Source organism: Arthrobacter sp. (genome assembly GCF_030540645.1).
Lineage (GTDB): Bacteria > Actinomycetota > Actinomycetes > Actinomycetales > Micrococcaceae > Specibacter.
On sequence record NZ_JAUNVV010000082.1, the window covers coordinates 1 to 16656 of the forward strand.

The 16656-nt window shown below is 62.8% G+C and carries 16 protein-coding genes; 4 read left to right on the forward strand and 12 right to left on the reverse strand.

Annotated features, from left to right (window positions below):
- Positions 1–132 precede the first annotated feature (132 nt).
- Positions 133–351 carry a hypothetical protein gene (locus tag Q4P21_RS13325; protein ID WP_303389242.1) on the forward strand — a complete coding sequence of 73 codons (219 nt, stop codon included), beginning with the start codon at positions 133–135 and terminating at the stop codon, positions 349–351.
- 445 nt (positions 352–796) lie between these two features.
- Here the strand turns inward: Q4P21_RS13325 and Q4P21_RS13330 are convergent, their stop codons facing one another.
- From Q4P21_RS13330 to Q4P21_RS13365, 8 genes are all read right to left on the reverse strand, one after another.
- Positions 797–2065 (reverse strand): bifunctional alpha/beta hydrolase/OsmC family protein, encoded by a 1269-nt coding sequence (locus Q4P21_RS13330; protein WP_303389243.1) that lies wholly within the window; start codon positions 2063–2065, stop codon positions 797–799.
- Positions 2066–2322: 257 nt separating this feature from the next.
- Complete coding sequence (locus Q4P21_RS13335; RefSeq protein ID WP_303389244.1) at positions 2323–3135, reverse strand: CoA ester lyase; 813 nt, start codon at positions 3133–3135, stop codon at positions 2323–2325.
- Between the two features lie 48 nt (positions 3136–3183).
- Positions 3184–3687 (reverse strand): MaoC family dehydratase, encoded by a 504-nt coding sequence (locus Q4P21_RS13340; protein ID WP_303389245.1) that lies wholly within the window; start codon positions 3685–3687, stop codon positions 3184–3186.
- Positions 3684–4337: a CoA transferase subunit B gene (locus Q4P21_RS13345; RefSeq protein WP_282099549.1), complete on the reverse strand. Its 654-nt coding sequence runs from the start codon at positions 4335–4337 to the stop codon at positions 3684–3686. Before Q4P21_RS13345 ends, Q4P21_RS13340 begins: the two co-directional genes overlap by 4 nt.
- 2 nt (positions 4338–4339) lie before the next feature.
- The gene (locus tag Q4P21_RS13350; protein WP_303389246.1) at positions 4340–5113 is read right to left on the reverse strand and encodes a CoA transferase subunit A; all 774 of its coding nucleotides are present in this window, start codon (positions 5111–5113) and stop codon (positions 4340–4342) included.
- 23 nt (positions 5114–5136) lie between these two features.
- A complete protein-coding gene (locus Q4P21_RS13355) occupies positions 5137–6300 on the reverse strand; it encodes an acyl-CoA dehydrogenase family protein (RefSeq protein WP_207344532.1) in 1164 nt (387 codons plus the stop codon).
- 11 nt (positions 6301–6311) lie between these two features.
- Positions 6312–8453 carry a biotin carboxylase N-terminal domain-containing protein gene (locus Q4P21_RS13360; RefSeq protein ID WP_303389247.1) on the reverse strand — a complete coding sequence of 714 codons (2142 nt, stop codon included), beginning with the start codon at positions 8451–8453 and terminating at the stop codon, positions 6312–6314.
- Between the two features lie 4 nt (positions 8454–8457).
- Positions 8458–10065: a carboxyl transferase domain-containing protein gene (locus Q4P21_RS13365; protein ID WP_303389248.1), complete on the reverse strand. Its 1608-nt coding sequence runs from the start codon at positions 10063–10065 to the stop codon at positions 8458–8460.
- 120 nt (positions 10066–10185) lie between these two features.
- On the opposite strand from Q4P21_RS13365, the gene Q4P21_RS13370 reads away from it, so the two are divergent.
- Entirely contained in the window at positions 10186–10776 is a 591-nt protein-coding gene (locus tag Q4P21_RS13370; protein ID WP_303389249.1) for a TetR/AcrR family transcriptional regulator, read from the forward strand.
- Positions 10777–10918: 142 nt separating this feature from the next.
- On the opposite strand, the gene Q4P21_RS13375 is transcribed toward Q4P21_RS13370, so the two are convergent.
- The 4 genes from Q4P21_RS13375 to pdhA form a co-directional block, all read right to left on the reverse strand.
- Entirely contained in the window at positions 10919–11287 is a 369-nt protein-coding gene (locus Q4P21_RS13375) for an SPW repeat protein (RefSeq protein WP_303389250.1), read from the reverse strand.
- Between the two features lie 106 nt (positions 11288–11393).
- Positions 11394–12827 (reverse strand): dihydrolipoamide acetyltransferase family protein, encoded by a 1434-nt coding sequence (locus Q4P21_RS13380; protein WP_303389251.1) that lies wholly within the window; start codon positions 12825–12827, stop codon positions 11394–11396.
- 2 nt (positions 12828–12829) lie between these two features.
- Complete coding sequence (locus Q4P21_RS13385; RefSeq protein ID WP_303389252.1) at positions 12830–13840, reverse strand: alpha-ketoacid dehydrogenase subunit beta; 1011 nt, start codon at positions 13838–13840, stop codon at positions 12830–12832.
- Complete coding sequence (gene pdhA, locus Q4P21_RS13390; RefSeq protein WP_303389253.1) at positions 13837–15006, reverse strand: pyruvate dehydrogenase (acetyl-transferring) E1 component subunit alpha; 1170 nt, start codon at positions 15004–15006, stop codon at positions 13837–13839. The genes Q4P21_RS13385 and pdhA overlap by 4 nt, the downstream gene beginning before the upstream one ends.
- Before the next feature lie 143 nt (positions 15007–15149).
- On the opposite strand from pdhA, the gene Q4P21_RS13395 reads away from it, so the two are divergent.
- Complete coding sequence (locus Q4P21_RS13395) at positions 15150–15629, forward strand: Lrp/AsnC family transcriptional regulator (RefSeq protein WP_303389254.1); 480 nt, start codon at positions 15150–15152, stop codon at positions 15627–15629.
- A gap of 112 nt (positions 15630–15741) precedes the next feature.
- Positions 15742–16656: M4 family metallopeptidase (locus tag Q4P21_RS13400; RefSeq protein WP_303389255.1), on the forward strand; the 915-nt coding region annotated here is incomplete at its 3' end.

The following is a 16656-nucleotide window of genomic DNA, read 5'->3' on the forward strand; positions in this document are numbered from 1 at the left end:
CCAACGCCAACGATGCATCATGTCGGGGATCTGGACAATGCGACCACGTCTGGTTCATCATGGTGGACTTGGCAACCGCGGGTGACGGCAACAGTCCTTGACTCCAACGGAACTGCTTTGGCAGGTGCTACCGTGAGCGGAACTTTCTCCAACCACACTGGAACGTTGACCTGCATCACCGCAGCCACCGGCACCTGCTCGCTGGGGAACTTCTCCTTCACGGTTTTTACCAAATCAACGGTGTTCAAGGTCACCAACGTGACCGCTACCTCCTCGACGTACGCGCCAACCACCAATACCGATCCGGACGGTGACAGTAACGGAACAACCATCATGGTGAAGCGTCCATAGCTGGCACCAACCACTGCTGATTGCCCGTTCGAAGGGCATCGAGTATTAACGAGATCTCCCTGGGCCCTTGACCCGGGGAGATCTCGTTGCGACACCGAACGGGAGTTCCAGACGCAACACGGGCCGTGATGTACTCGGGGCAGTTGTCCACGTCGCTGCGCGACCAAGGATCGACGTCGGGGTGAATCGGCAGACCTTCTTTGCCCGTCGCATACTCGAGTTCGCGGATGAGCTCTCTCGTTCCTGCAATTGGCGTCGAGTCGAAATCAAGCTTGCTGGCGAGCAACCACGAGTGCTCATCGGCCCACATGGTCCCGCCAGGTATCTCTCAGCAGATCGAACGCAGCCCGGTTGCGATCTCACTGGACAGCAGCCTCCAACTGGCAGGGCCGGGCAGTGACTACGATTCGTGCAACCGTCCGTCGCCGGCAGTCGCCGTCCCGGATCAGTCCAAAACAGTGGTGATCATGATCTCCGAACGCAGAGTGCGATGCACTGGGCACTTGTCGGCTATCTCCAACAGCCTGACGATCTGAGCTTCAGACAGATTGCCGGTCAGTGATATCGACCGATCGATGTGATCGATCATCCCTTCCGTTGTCTCACAGGTTGCGCAGTCATCTGCATGGATGCGCGAATGGGCCAGGCGCACACTCACCTTCTCCAGCGCGAGGTTCTTGCGCTCCGCGTACATGCGCAACGTCATTGACGTGCATGCTCCGAGCCCTGCCAGCAGCAGCTCGTACGGTGAAAGGCCAGTATCGCTGCCGATGGGTTCCGGCTCATCAGCCAACAGTTTGTGGCCCCCGGACGAGATGCGCTGTTGAAACAAGCCGTTGCCCGTCTCCTCCACCGTGACAACGCCGCGCTCACTTTCTACAGAAGGTTTTGGTGCTCGGTCAGCGATTTCTACGTCATACACCTCCGCAGGTGCCGCATCGTCTTCAAAGGCATAGCGCGCGGCCCAGGCACTGATGATGTCTGCAGCGAACTGGGAGTCCTCACGTCTGCTCAGCAGGTGGTTGGCGCCGTCGAGCGCCACGAAAGACTTCGGGTGCTTCGCCAAATCGAAAATTTTCCCCGCTTCATCAATGGAGACGATCTTGTCCGCCGGAGAGTGCATCACCAAGAGCGCTGTTCCAAGAGTACGGATCCGCTCAGCTTGTGGCTGTGCGGCGACATCGGTGAGAAACTGCTGACGAATTTTGAATCGGCGTCCACCCAATTCCACCTCCGCGAAGCCCTGCCGCTGAATCGTATCGATGTCGTCGCGAAGCAGCCCTTTTACGTGCTGCGGGTCGGCCGGTGCGGCAATTGTCGCAACAGCACTGACGGATGGAATGCGATGCGCCGCTGCTAGCACGGCAGTGCCCCCGAGCGAGTGACCGATCAATATGCGCGGCGCGCGGTAATTGTCCCGCAGAAACTCCGCCGCCCGCACCAAATCATCGATATTTGAGGTGAAGTTCGTATTGCCGAAGTCGCCATCTGATTGACCCAGCCCGGTGAAGTCGAACCGGAGCACAGCAATTCCGGACGCGGTCAGTCCACGGGAAACTCGGGAGGCGGCAAACACGTCCTTGCTGCAGCTGAAACAGTGCGCAAACAGGGCATACGCCCGAACCTCACCATCCGGCAGCTCCAAGCGGGCCGCAAGTGCACTGCTCTGAGATCCTGGAAACTGCAGTTTGAGCGAACCTGCTGACACGTTCACGCTGTCCCCTACCTTCGCTGTACTGGCAATCCCTCCGGTGCCTTCACAGTAGCGTGCACGTCAAGGCATTGATACGGTTCGCGTCACCAATGGTTCCCACATGCCCCACCCTCCGGACGGTCCTACAGTTTCAGGGCTGAAATGAAGAACGCTCTCCCATCCGATGAAGAAGCGTCCCAAAACTGTGCCCCAAAGGTGCGGGAGGGTCAGCCTGAAACGCCCCGAACGTGCGGGAGCGTCGGGTGGGTGGTGGTGCGCTAGAGGGCTGCCCGGCGCAGCGTTTGCTTGGCGTGCAGCAGGATGGGGCCGTCGACCATCTGCCCGTTGAACGCGAAAACGCCTGTGCCGGCAACCTCCGCCGCAGCCAGAAGCTCAGTTGCCGCCGCAACCTGGGCCGGGTCCGGCCGGTATGCCTGTCGAACCACGGCCACTTGGGACGGGTGGATGCAGGCCTTCGCACCAAATCCGCTGGCCACCGCATCCTCCGCCTCCGCGGCCAGCCCATCAAGGTCCGCAAAGTCGGCATAAATGGAATCGATGGCCACCTTGCCCGCCGCCCCCGCGGCCAGCAGCATCTGCGAGCGCGCATAGGTTGCCACGGCCCGGTAGCTGCCAGCTTGAGAGCTTCCAGCGCCAAAACGGCTGGAGCTGCCGCCGAGTGAGGCCACCAGGTCTTCGGCACCCCACATCAGTGCCACCACGTTGGGGAGTTTCGCCAGCGCCGGAGCGGCCAGGATTCCTGCGGCCGTTTCGCAAAGGACCACCACATTGTATTTTTCCAGCGCTGCAATGGCATCCACATCGGCGGCCTTGGCCACCATGATGGTGTTGAACCGCCCCAGCGCCAAGGCATGCAGGTCAAGGCGTGCGGCCTCGGTGCCGAGGGCGTTGATGCGCACCATGGTTGTTGCCGGGTCAAGCGTGCTGGCGGCCATGTTCTCCCGTGCCTGGGCCTTGGCCGCAGGTGCGACGGCGTCCTCCAGATCAAGAACGACGGCGTCGGAGCGTTCGGCTGCCTTGCTGAAGCGGTCCGGCCTGTCCCCCGGGGCGAAGAGCAGCGCCGGCCCCATGGTGAATTCCCTCGTAGCTGTGATGATGTTGTCCTTAACTGTTGGGTTTTAGTTGGTGGGCTTGAGCCAGAAAAGTGCTGTTCTGCTGGCTTTCCCCACCACGACGCCGGACTGGTTGCGTCCGGTGTGGGTCATGGACACGATACCTTGGCCGGGACGGGAGGCTGAGAGCCGCTTTTCCGTCACGACGCTCTCCGTATACAGCGTGTCTCCGTGAAAGAGGGGGTGCGGGAAGGAAATCTCACCCATGCCCAGTTGCGCCACGATGGTGCCCTGGGTCAGTTGTGCCACGGACTGCCCCACCATGGTGGCCAAGGTGAACATGGAGTTCATGATGCGCTGTCCGAAGGGCTGGTCCTGACTCCATGCAGCATCCAGGTGAAGTGCCTGGGTGTTCATGGTCATGGTGGTGAAAAGGACATTGTCGGTTTCGGTCAGGGTGCGCCCCGGCCGGTGCTGGTACAGGATGCCCAGTTCCAGTTCCTCATAGTAGAGACCGCGTTGCGTCACCACTCCCGGCGTCTTCGGGTACCCCGCGTGTCCGTCACTCATACGTTGTCCAGATCATGCATTTCCAAGTTCAGCGGTGCCCCGGTCGCTGCCACAATTTGCTCAACAGTGACATCCGGAGCCAGTTCCTTCAAGACCAAACCGTCCGGAGTCACTTCGATCACCGCCAGATCCGTGATGATCAAATCCACGCACTTCTTCCCCGTCAAGGGCAGCGTGCACTCCTGCAGGATCTTTGGCGCCCCGTATTTGTCCACGTGCTCCATCATGACGATCAGCTTCTTGGCGCCGAACACCAGGTCCATGGCCCCACCCATGCCCTTGACCATCTTGCCGGGAATCATCCAGTTCGCCAGATCCCCGTTGGCGGCAACCTGCATGGCCCCGAGCACGGCCACATCCACGTGTCCCCCGCGCACCATGCCAAACGAGGTGGCCGAATCAAAGAACGCCGCCCCCTTGTTGACGGTGACGGTTTCCTTCCCAGCGTTGATCAAATCAGGGTCGACGTCGGCCTCGGCCGGGTAGGGTCCCGTCCCCAAGATCCCATTCTCCGAATGCAGCACCACCTCCACCGTGTCCGGGATGAAGTTGGGAATCAGGGTGGGCATGCCAATCCCCAAGTTCACGTACTGTCCGTTGCGCAACTCCTGTGCCACCCGTGCGGCCAGTTCATTCCGTGTCAGTGCCATGGTCATGCCTCCTGGCTGTTTGCAACAGTTCGCTTTTCGATGCGTTTTTCGCTCCCTGGCGTCCCGGCAGGCACGTGGACCACGCGTTGGACGAAGATGCCTGGTACGTGGATGTGTTCGGGGTCCAGTTCGCCAGGTTCCACCAGCTCTTCCACTTCGGCGATGGTGACCTTCCCTGCCATGGCGCACAGCGGGTTGAAGTTCATGGCAGTGGCGTGGAAGATCAGGTTGCCGTGGCGGTCGCCCTTCCAGGCGTGGACAAGGGCAAAGTCCGGTCGCAGGGATTCCTCCAAGACAAAGTCGGCGTCCCCAAAGGTGCGTACCTCCTTGGGTGGCGAGGCGATCGCCACTCCGCCCGCGCCGTCGTACAGGCGCGGCAGTCCGCCCTCGCTGACCTGGGTGCCTACACCGGCGGCTGTGTAGAAGGCAGGTATCCCGGCTCCGCCTGCGCGCAGTTTCTCGGCGAGCGTGCCCTGCGGGGTGAGCTCGACTTCCAGTTCGCCGGCAAGGAATTGCCGGGCAAATTCCTTGTTCTCCCCCACGTAGGAGGAGATGGTGCGGCGGATGCGGCCGTCGCTGAGCAGGATGCCCAGGCCCCAGTCGTCCACACCGCAGTTGTTGGAGATGGTTTCCAGCCGTGAGGTTCCTGCATCGTAGAGGGCCTGGATGAGGGCTACGGGGATGCCGCACAGTCCGAAGCCTCCCACGGCGAGGGAAGCGCCGTCGTGGATGTCATGGACGGCCGCAGCCGGTGAGGCAACTACTTTGTTGATCATGGCGGGGTTCCTTTCGAGAAGGGTCACAAGCCCAGGTCGCGGGCAATGAGCATCAATTGCACTTCGGTGGTGCCTTCCCCTATCTCCAAGATCTTTGAATCCCTGTAGTGGCGGGCAACGGTGAACTCGTTGATGAACCCGTAACCGCCAAACACCTGTGTGGCGTCCCTGGCGTTGTCCATGGCTGCCTCACTTGCGACCATCTTAGCGATGGCCGCCTCCGTCTTGAAGGATTTGCCTGCGAGCATGCGCGAGGCGGCGTCGTAATAGGCCAGCCGGGCCAGGTGCGCACGGCTTTGCATGCGCGCAATTTTGAAGGAAATGCCTTGGTAGTGGCCAATGTTGTGGCCGAACGCGTGGCGTTCCTTGGCGTAGCGGACGGCTTCATCAACACAGCCCTGCGCGGCACCGGTGGCCAGCGCGGCGATGGCGATGCGGCCTTCATCCAGGATGGACAGGAAGTTCGCATACCCACGGCCGCGCTCACCGAGCAGGTTTTCCTCCGGCACCCGGGCGTTGGTGAACGTCAGCGGGTGGGTGTCTGAGGCGTTCCAGCCCACCTTGCCGTAGGGCTTTTCCACCGTGAAGCCTGGCGTTCCGTTGGGGACGATGATGGTGGAAATCTCCTTCTTCACCGTCCCGTCGGCGCGTTCGGTGCTGCCGGTGACGGCTGTGACGGTGACGAACTTGGTGATGTCCGTCCCGGAGTTGGTGATGAACTGTTTGCTGCCGTCAATGACCCATTCGCCGTCCTGCAGTTTCGCCCGGGTGGAGGTGCGTCCGGCGTCCGATCCGGCGTCGGGCTCTGTCAGGCCGAAGCCCGCCAGTGCCGCACCGCTGGTCAGCTGTGGCAGCCATGCCTCCTTCTGCGCCTGGGTCCCGAAGCGGTGCACGGGCATGGCGCCCAGTGACACCCCTGCCTCGAGCGTGATGGCGACCGACTGGTCCACCCGCCCCAGCTGTTCCAAGGCCAGCGCCAGGGCGAAGTAGTCCCCGCCCATGCCGCCAAACTCCTCCGGGAACGGCAGTCCGAACAAGCCCAGCTCCCCCATGTGCGACACGATCTCATAGGGGAAGCTGTGCTCCGCGTCGTGCTGGGCTGAGACGGGGGCAACCACGTTGTCTGCGAAGTCGCGGACCATGTCGCTGAGCGCCTGGTACTCCTCGTTGAGTTCAAAATTGGGCACGTTGTTTCCCTTCAGGAATCCTTGGTTGATTTTTCATGGGCGGCATCGGGGAGCTCCGTGTCGGTGGGCAGGTCCGGAACAATCGTGGCGACCACTTGATCGGCCTTGACCAGCGAACCCACAGCCACCCCCACGTGCACCGTTCCGGCGATGGCAGCCACCAGCTGATGCTCCATCTTCATGGCCTCCACGGCGAGCAGCACGGTGCCGGCCTGAACTTTGTCCCCGTTGCTGACATTGAGCATGGTCACGGTTCCCGGCATGGGGCTGCGCACCTGCGGATCAGCCGCCGCTTCATCACGTTCCAGCCCCTCCAGCATCCGCGCTGTCACGGCGTCACGCCCCAGCAACTGCACCGACGCCGTCCACCCGCCACTTCCAAGCAACACCTCAGACCCGTTGCGGGCAAACCGATACTGCCGCGTTTGCCCGTCCCATTCGAGTTCCACGGCCATCCCCACCTCTACCAGCCGAGCGGTATGCGCGCCACCATCGGCCAGCTCATCCCCACTGACATGCACGACGCCGGCCCCGTCCGCAGCTGCCCCTTCCCGGCTGCCGCCGACCGTCACCACCGCCGTGCGTCCTACCCCGGCGAGCAGAACCCGCCACGGAGCAGCATCACCAAGCCGCCACCCGTCGGTGCGCCCCCACGGGCCGAGGCTCGCAAGCCGCTCCCCAAGCCCGACCTCCGGTGCCGATCCGCGTGTCAGGAGCGCGGCTGCTGCGTAGTCGCCGGCGTCGAGGGTGCGGAAGGCCAGTTCGGGGAGTTTGCGTTCAATGAGGGTGGTGTCCAGACGCCCGGCTTGAACGTCGGGGTCTGCGAGTAGAAGGCGCAGGTACTCGACGTTGGTGGGGACGCCGAGCACCACGTAGTCATGCAGAGCCGCGTCCACGCGTTCCAAGGCCTGCTCGCGATCTGTTCCCCAGGCGATGACCTTGGCCAGCATGGGGTCGTAGTCGGCGGAGATTTCCAGCCCTTGCAGGAGGGAGCTGTCCACGCGCACTCCCGGGCGCCCGGCAACTGACTCATCCAGCACTACGACGGTCCCGGCCGAGGGCAGGAACCCCTGGGCCGGGTTTTCGGCGTACACGCGGGCTTCGACGGCGTGGCCTTCGGCGCTGACCGCTTCCTGGTTGAACGTGATTGGTTCCCCGGCGGCGATGCGCAGCTGCCATTGCACTAAGTCCAGCGGCTCGCCATCAACCCTGGCCACCATTTCGGTGACGGGGTGCTCCACCTGCAGACGGGTGTTCATTTCCATGAAGAAGAACTCGTCTGGAGTGTCATTGGAGACGATGAACTCCACTGTCCCTGCCCCGGTGTAGTTCACACTGGCAGCGGCGGCACACGCTGCGGCGCCGATGCGCGCCCGGACAGCGGCGCCGTCGGCCATGCCCGTCAGCAGCGGTGAGGGCGCCTCTTCGATGACTTTTTGGTGGCGGCGCTGCAGGGAGCATTCACGCTCACCCAGGTGGACCACGTTCCCGAAGTTGTCACCGAGGATCTGCACTTCAATATGCCGGGGATTGGCCACGAGGCGTTCAAGGAACAAGGTGTCGTCGCCAAAGGCGGCAGCAGCCACCCGGCGTGCGGTGGCCAGGGTTGCCGGCAGTTCTTGGATTGAATACACATTGTGCATGCCTTTTCCCCCGCCCCCGGCCGACGGCTTGATGAGCAACGGAAAGCCAATCCCCTGCGCAGCTGCGATCAAGTCAGCGTCGCTCAGCCCGGCCTTGGAAATGCCGGGCACCAGCGGAACTCCTGCTGCGCCGACGTGGTTCTTGGAGCGGATCTTGTCCCCCATGACGTTCAACGCCTCGACCGAGGGGCCAATGAAGGTGATACCCGCATCCTTGAGTGCCTGCGCAAAGGCCTGGTTTTCCGACAGGAACCCATACCCTGGGTGCACTGCCTGGGCGCCGGATTCACGGCATGCGGCAACGATGGCTGCGATATTCAGGTAGCTTTCGGTTGCGGCTGCGGGGCCTATGCACAGCGCTTCGTCGGCCTCGCGCACGTGGCGGGCTCCGGCGTCGGGCTCGGAATACACGGCCACCGAGCGGATGCCCAGATCCTTCAGGGTGCGGATGATGCGGCAGGCTATTTCACCGCGGTTGGCCACCAGAACGGTGTCGAAAAGAGGGCTCATGGGCTCACATCCTAAAGAGGCCGAAGGAGGTTTCCGGCAGCGGGGTTCTGGCGCACACATCCAGCGCCAGTCCGAGGACGGTGCGGGTGTCTGCGGGGTCGATGATGCCGTCATCCCAGAGGCGGGCGGTGGCGTAGTAGGGGCTGCCCTGCTTTTCAAACTGGGCGAGAACCGGTGCCTTGAAGGCGTCCTCCTCGGCTGCGGACCAGTCTTCGCCACGGCGTTCGTGCTGGTCGCGCTTGACCGTGGCCAGCACGGAGGAGGCCTGGCTGCCACCCATGACGGAGATGCGCGACGCCGGCCACGTCCACAGGAAGCGGGGACTGTAGGCGCGCCCGCACATGGAGTAGTTGCCGGCCCCGAAGGACCCGCCCACAATGACCGTCAGTTTCGGCACGCGCGCGGTGGCGACGGCCGTGACCATCTTGGCCCCGTGTTTGGCAATGCCGCCGTGCTCGTAGTCCTTGCCGACCATGAAGCCGTTGAGGTTCTGCAAAAAGATGAGCGGGATGCCGCGCTGGTCGCACAGTTCAATGAAGTGCGCACCCTTCAGTGCGGACTCGCTGAACAGCACGCCGTGGTTGGCCACAATGCCCACCGGGTGCCCGTGCAACGTAGCGAATCCGGTGACGAGCGTGGTGCCATAGTTTTTCTTGAACTCGTGGAATTTGCTGCCGTCAACGAGCCGGGTGATGATCTCGCGGCAGTCGTACGGGGTGTTCAGGTCCGTGGGCACGGCGCCGTAAAGCTCGTCGGGATCCACAGCGGGTGCCTCGCTGGCCCCCACGGCCCACGCGGGGGCTGGGTTGGGCGGGAGCGTGTCCACGATGTCGCGGATGATCGCCAGCGCGTGGTCGTCATTTTCCGCCAGATGATCCACCACACCCGAGATGCTGGCGTGGACGTCTCCACCGCCCAGCTCCTCCGCCGTGACAATCTCTCCGATGGCGGCCTTTACCAGCGGTGGCCCACCCAGGAAAATGGTGCCCTGGTTGCGCACGATCACTGTTTCATCACTCATGGCCGGCACATATGCCCCACCGGCCGTGCAGGAGCCCATGACAGCGGCGATCTGCGGAATCTTTGCCGCGGACATCTTGGCTTGGTTGAAGAAGATCCTGCCGAAGTGGTCCTTGCCGGGGAACACTTCGTCCTGCATGGGCAGGAACGCACCGCCGGAATCCACCAGATAGATGCAGGGCAAGTGGTTTTCCAACGCGATTTCCTGCGCCCGCAGGTGCTTTTTCACGGTCATCGGGTAGTACGTTCCGCCCTTGACGGTGGCATCGTTGCACAGCACCATCACGTGGCGGCCTTGGACAAGGCCAACGCCGGCAATGACACCGGCGCCGGGTGAGGCGCCGCTGTACATTTCATGGGCTGCCAGCGGCGCAATTTCAAGGAAGGGGCTGCCCTCATCGAGCAGCCGGTCGATGCGTTCGCGCGGGAGCACCTTGCCGCGCGCAACGTGGCGTTCACGGGACTTTTCCGGCCCGCCCAGTGCTGTGGTTCGCAACGTCTGGCGCAGTTGTGCAGCCAAGGCGCGCTGTTGGGCATCGTTGCGGGCAAAGGCCTCCCCGGCCGGTTCCACTTGGCTCTGCAAAGTCTCCATTGACCCCTCGTTGACGTCATCGCCGCTACACTGAACAATATTAACTAAGTTAATGCTCACTAACTGGTTTTCAGGTTAGTCCGTCCGCACTGTGATGTCCAGCAAATGAATTTAGGTCCCATGCTTCAAGAAACCCCCCGCACCCAGGCCAAGGCCAAGCGCCGCTCAGCGCTGCTGGCCTCCGCCGCAACACTGTTTGCCCGACGCGGCTTCAACGGTGTTTCCATTGAGGATCTGGGGGCTGCGGCGGGGGTCAGCGGACCCGCCGTCTACAGACATTTCAACGGCAAGCAAGCGCTGCTCGGAGCCTTGTTGGTGGGGGTCAGCGAGGATCTGCTGGCAGGCGGGCGCTCCGTTGTGCAAGCCGCGCCCGACGTCGGTTCCTCCTTGCGCGCGCTGGTCGCCTTCCATGTTGACTTCGCCATGGCACAGCCGGACGTCATCCGTGTGCAGGACAGGGACTTTGACAGTTTGGGCGAGGAGGACAGTACTGCCGTCCGTTCCCTGCAGCGCGCCTATGTGGAACTTTGGGTGGAGGTACTAGGAGAGTTGCTTCCGCAGCGTGAGGCCGCGCTGCGCCGGCTGCAGGCCCACGCCGTCTTTGGGCTGATCAACTCAACCCCGCACAGCGTGCCCATCCCCAGCCGGAAGGCTGCCGCGGCTAGGTCCATGCTGGAAGCGATGGCGTGGGCGGCACTGACGGGGGCCTGATCTCCTGATTGGCCGTACCAGCCAATGGGCGGCAAAAAAGGAAGCGCCGGACTCCGACGCTTCCCTGACGCACGCGCTGTCCACGGCCGGTGTCACGAAGGACAGGGTTGCAGAGCGCTTCAATGAACTTCGCAAAGATAACTCAGTGGGCTGTTGCACCTCCGTGATGGCTTGCCGCGTCCCGGTGCATGGTCGGCTGCAGGGCAAGGACTCCGACGATCAAGGCCACAGCTCCGGCGATCCATGACGTCCAGGTCGCCCCGGTATGCATGGTGTAGCCGGCGATCCACGGCGAGATGAACAAGAGTGCCCCAAAGAGCGGCAGAATCCATTCAGCCACCGGCTGCCCGGGGGTCATCAGATTCCAAACACCCGAAAGGATCAGCAATACACCAACGCCGATCATCATGACCAGGGAACTTGCCTGCTGCGTTGTCCAGATTGTTGCCAAGGCGACGTACAGACCTGCGAGCACGGCTACATAGTCCTGCCAGCGATTCCACCTCTTCATTGTTACCAACCTCCTTACAAGTTGGCTCCCAAAGTGGGGGTCACTTAAAATATACGTCTGTCACGGCAGCTTGAGCAGAATTTTAAGGTTGCATTCAGGCCGCGTTTCAGCTCAGCACCAGCGCCATGGCCGGATCAGCCATGATGGCCCCTACGTCCGCCAGGAAGCGGGAGCCCTGGGCGCCGTCCACGAGCCTGTGATCAAAGGACAAACTGAGCGTCATGACCTGCCGCAGCGCCACTTGCCCCTGATATTCCCACGGCGTCCGGCGTACGGCCCCGAGCGCAAGGATGCCCGCCTCGCCGGTGTTCAGCAGGGGTGTGCCGGCGTCGATGCCGAACACGCCAATGTTGGTGATGGAAAACGTGCCTCCCGCCAAATCCGCAGGCGGGGTCTTCCCAGCCCGCGCCGTTTCCGCCAACTGCCCCAGCGCCTGCGCCAATCCGCGCAGTCCCAACTCCTGGGTGTCCTTGATGTTCGGCACCACGAGCCCACGCGGCGTGGCTGCGGCAATACCCAGGTTCAAGTAGTTGAATGTCACCACCTCCTGCGCCGTTTCGTCCCAGTGTGAGTTCAGCGCCGGATACCGGGCGACCGCCAACGTGACTGCCTTGGCTGCCAGCGTCAAGGGCGTCACCTTGATACCGGCGAACTCCTTCTGCGAGCGCAGCTTCTCCAGAAAATCCATGCCTGCTGTGACGTCGATGGTCAGGAATTCGCTGACATGCGGGGCCGTGAACGCACTCTCCACCATGGCCTTTGCCATGAACTTCTGCACGCCCTTGATGGGAGTCCGCACTTCCCGTGCGGTTTCCCGCGCTCCTGCCATGCCCGACGCCGAGGCTGCCACAGTGCCCACGCTGGCATCAGCCTGGTCTCCGGCCGCAGAATCGCTGGCAGCAGCGTGGTCCTGGGCGAAAGTGAGGACGTCGGCCCGTGTGATCAGACCACGCTCCCCTGTTCCGGCTACCTCTTCCAGCCCAACGCCCATGTCACGGGCGAGCTTGCGCACCGGCGGCGTGGACCGCGGCCGGTCCACCTGCACGAAAACGACAGCCTTCTTGGGTTCCTGTGCAGGAGCGGACAGTGTCCGGGCCCGGCGCACGGGCCGGGCAGAGGTTTCCGGGTCGGCGCCGTAACCAACAAGTGTCGGCACGCGCTTCGGCTCCGCCTCGGACACCTGTTCTGCGCTGGCGGAGTCCGAGATGGGGGCCCGGGAGCGGCTTCGGGCGTCCGCGTAGCGGGCGGGGTCCCCATCTCGGACAGAGCCAGCGCCTCCAGCCGAGTCCGAGTCTGGCTCCGCGGCGACGTCGAACTCAATGATGACTTCGCCGACTTCCACCACTGTGCCTGGTTCGTGCATGATGGCGCTGACGGTGCCGGTGTACGGGGAGGGAAGTTCCACCACGGCTTTGGCGGTTTCAACCTCGGCAATGACCTGGTTGAGTTTCACGGGGTCGCCCGCGGAAACATGCCAGCTGACAATCTCTGACTCTGTGAGGCCCTCGCCAAGATCCGGGAGCCGGAATTGAACCTTCATGCTCAGTCCTCCAAACCTGTCTGTGAGTTGGGCCTGCCCAGGGCGCGGTCAACACCGTCAAGAATCCTGTCGAGGTCCGGCAGGTGGTGTTTTTCGAGCTTTGATGGCGGGTAGGGCACGTCGAAGCCCGTGACGCGCACGGGTGCGGCCTCAAGATAGTTGAAGCAGCGTTCGGTGATGGTGGCAGCGATCTCGGCACCCAGCCCCAGGGTTTGGGAGGCTTCGTGGGCAATGACGAGACGGCCGGTGCGCCGCACGGAGTCCATCAGTGGGCCATAGTCGATCGGTGAGAGCGAGCGCAGGTCGATGACATCGATCGATGTGCCTTCCGCGGCTGCCGCGCTGGCGGCATCGAGGGCCGTTTTCAACATGGCCCCGTAGGCCACCAGCGTGACATCGGTGCCTGCGGTCGCCACCCGTGCCGAGTCCAGGGCCGGGGCTGCGGCCAGGTCCGCATCCAGGTCCACGTCCCCCTTGGCGTGGTAGCGCCGTTTGGGTTCAAAGTAGAGGACGGGGTCGTCGCACGCGATGGCCTGTCGCAGCATGGTGTAGGCATCCTGGGGGTTGGAGGGGCTGACAACGCGCAGTCCGGAGGTGTGGATGAAATACGCTTCCGGGGATTCCGAGTGGTGTTCCGGTGAGCCTATGCCTCCGCCAAACGGCACGCGGATGGTCAACGGCATGCGCACCTTGCCCTGGGTGCGGACATGCATTTTGGCCACCTGGGACACGATCTGGTCAAAGCCTGGATAGATGAACCCGTCGAATTGGATCTCGCACACGGGCCTGAAACCGCGGTAGGCCAGGCCCACGGCCGTGCCAATGATGCCTGATTCGGCCAACGGCGTGTCGATGACCCGGTGTGAGCCGAAGTCCTTCATGAGACCATCCGTCACCCGGAACACCCCGCCCAGGGTGCCGATGTCCTCCCCCAGCAGAAGAACCTTGGGATCGTCCTCCAAGGCGCGGCGCAGTCCGGCGTTGATGGCCTGTGTCAGTGTCAACTTGCTCATGACCGACTCCCTTCCCTGGTGCCTGCATCCGTTGACCCGGTGCCTGCGCCGGGGCCTTGCCCCGCCGAGGAAAAGCCTGCTAGATACCGTTCGTAGTGGTCGCGCTGACGTTCAAGGACTGAATGACGATCCACATAGACATTGTCGAAAATGGTCATCGGTTCCGGATCTGGCAGGCTGATGCAGGATTGGCGTAACTCGGCGGCCACAGCGTCAGCTCCGGCCGCGATCTCAGCTTCAGCTCCGACGTCGAGCATTCCGCGGCTCTGCAGCAAAGCCCTGAGCCGGGCGATGGGATCTTTGGCACCCCACTCCTCAAGTTCGGTGACGCCACGGTAGCGGGTGGGGTCATCAGCCGTGGTGTGGGCGCCCATGCGGTAGGTGACGGCTTCGATGAAGCTGGGCCCACCTCCGCTGCGTGCCCGTGCGGCCGCCCATCGGACAGCCGCAAGGACTGCCAGGACGTCGTTGCCGTCCACTTGCAGGCTGGGGATTCCGTAGCCGGGGGCGCGTCCGGCCAAGGGCACAGCTGATTGCAGGCCAACCGGTTCTGAGATGGCCCAGTGGTTGTTCTGGCAAAAGAAGATGACGGGCGCTTGGAAGCTGGCGGCGAAGACCATGGACTCGTGGACGTCACCCTGACTGGTGGCGCCGTCGCCCAGGTAGCCGATGGCCACCGATTCCTTGCCATCCAGGCTCAGGCCCATGGCGTAGCCCGTTGCGTGCAGGGTCTGGGCGCCAATGATGATCTGTGGGGTGGCCACGTTGATCTCATAGGGATCCCAGCCGGTGTTGCTGTTGCCGCGCCAAACACCCATCACTTCCGACAGGTGCGCCCCGCGGCAATACGCCACCCCGTTTTCACGGTAGGTGGGAAAAATAAAATCGTCCGGTTCCAGGGCTCTGACGGAGCCCACCTGCGATGCTTCCTGGCCGAGCATCGGCGGCCACAGTGCCAACTGCCCCTGGCGCTGGAGTGCGGTGGCCTCCACATCGATGCGACGGACTTCCACCATGTCCCTAAAGAGACCTAGCAGAGTTTCATCGTCAACATCGGCAACGAATTCATCAAGTAATTCGTCCTGGACTCGCTGCCCGTCAGCAGTAATGAGTTGGTGCATGTGCATGGACCTTGGGTCCTCCGGCTCTTGGCGTGGATCACTCATTGAGCTCGCCTCCTTGTAAGTGGCGCGACATCATCGTCGATAAGGGTGACGATACTCACGTCACGCACCCGGCGCAATAACCGCCGACAATATTGAACATTCTGCCCTGTGGATGGTGTTCAGACCGTGCTAGTCTGCGCACTATGCCTACTTTGGACCGCACCGACGCACGCATTCTGCTGGCCATCTCCGAGGACCCCCGCCAGACGGTCGTTGCCATGGCCGCCCAGCTTGGCCTCTCCCGCAACACTGTCCAAGCCAGGCTGGCATCACTGGAAAAACGCGACGCCTTCTTGAACTTCGACCACCGCATCAGCACCTCAGCTCTCGGCTACCCGCTGACGGCCTTCATTTCCATCCATGTGCAGCAGCAAAAGTTGGGTGAACTGGCTGCGTCCCTTGCTGCCATCCCCGAAGTCGTGGAAGCTCATGGGCTCAGTGGGCGGGCTGATCTTCTGGTGCGTGTGGTGTCCACCGGCGCCGAGGATCTGTTTCGTATCAACGGCAAGATCCTCGCGTGCGACGGCGTCGAACGCACCGAAACCTCACTGGCCATGAACGAGATCGTGCCGTTCCGCCTGGGTCCGCTGCTCCAGCGTGTCATGGGCACCGACGACGATTAGATTTACGTCTCCGCTTCAGGGCCTTCCCTTGAACGGGCAGCCTCTATCAACTAAGCGGGCGGCGGCGTAGCGTTGAGGCACGTGCCAGGCACCGAGCCCCAGGGGGAAGATCATGTTTACCACTCATCCACACACTCACTGCAGCATTGCACCGCCGGACCTGCTGGCACAGCTGGCCCTTGACGGCACCTCCGACCAGCAAAAGGCTGCCGTACGGGCACTCGCTACTTCGGCTGCCTTCCGCCAGCAGCGCGCCGTCATGGGCCGGCTCACCCGCCAGTTCGGACTCCCCATGGGACAGCTGGTGGGATTCAACATTTCTTCGACCCGCAGGCTGACCGTCTACGACAACCAGACGAAGGGCCGTACGTTCCTGCCCGGGGTGCGGATGCGCGGATGGGGCGAACATAAGAGCACGGACCCTGCCGTCAATGAGGCCTATGACGGCAGCGCCCAAACCTATGACTTCTACCTACGGGTCATGGGGCGCAATTCACTCGACAACGCCGGCATGGAACTGGTCTCCAGCGTCCATTACGGTGTTGCCTACGACAACGCATTCTGGGACGGCACCCAGATGGTGTACGGGGACGGCAGCGGACAAATCTTCCAAGTTGGCGGCCTGACGAGGGCGCTGGATGTCATTGGGCACGAGCTCACCCACGGGATCACCGAGTTCACGGCCGGGCTGGCCTACAGCAAACAGTCGGGAGCCCTGAACGAGTCCTTCTCGGATGTTTTCGGCACGCTCGTGAAACAGTACACACTCAAGCAGTACGCCGTGGAAGCAGACTGGTTGATTGGGGAGGGAATCCTGGTGCCGTCGCTGGGCAAGGCGCTGCGTTCCATGAAGGCGCCCGGGACCGCCTATTCCGGGGACCGGCAGCCAGCCACCATGGATGGTTATGTGGACCTTCCCGATGACAACGACCCCCGCAATGACAACGGTGGCGTGCATATCAATTCCGGCATCCCCAACCATGCTTTCTACCTCGCGGCGATGGCGCTCGGCGGCAACGCTTGGGAA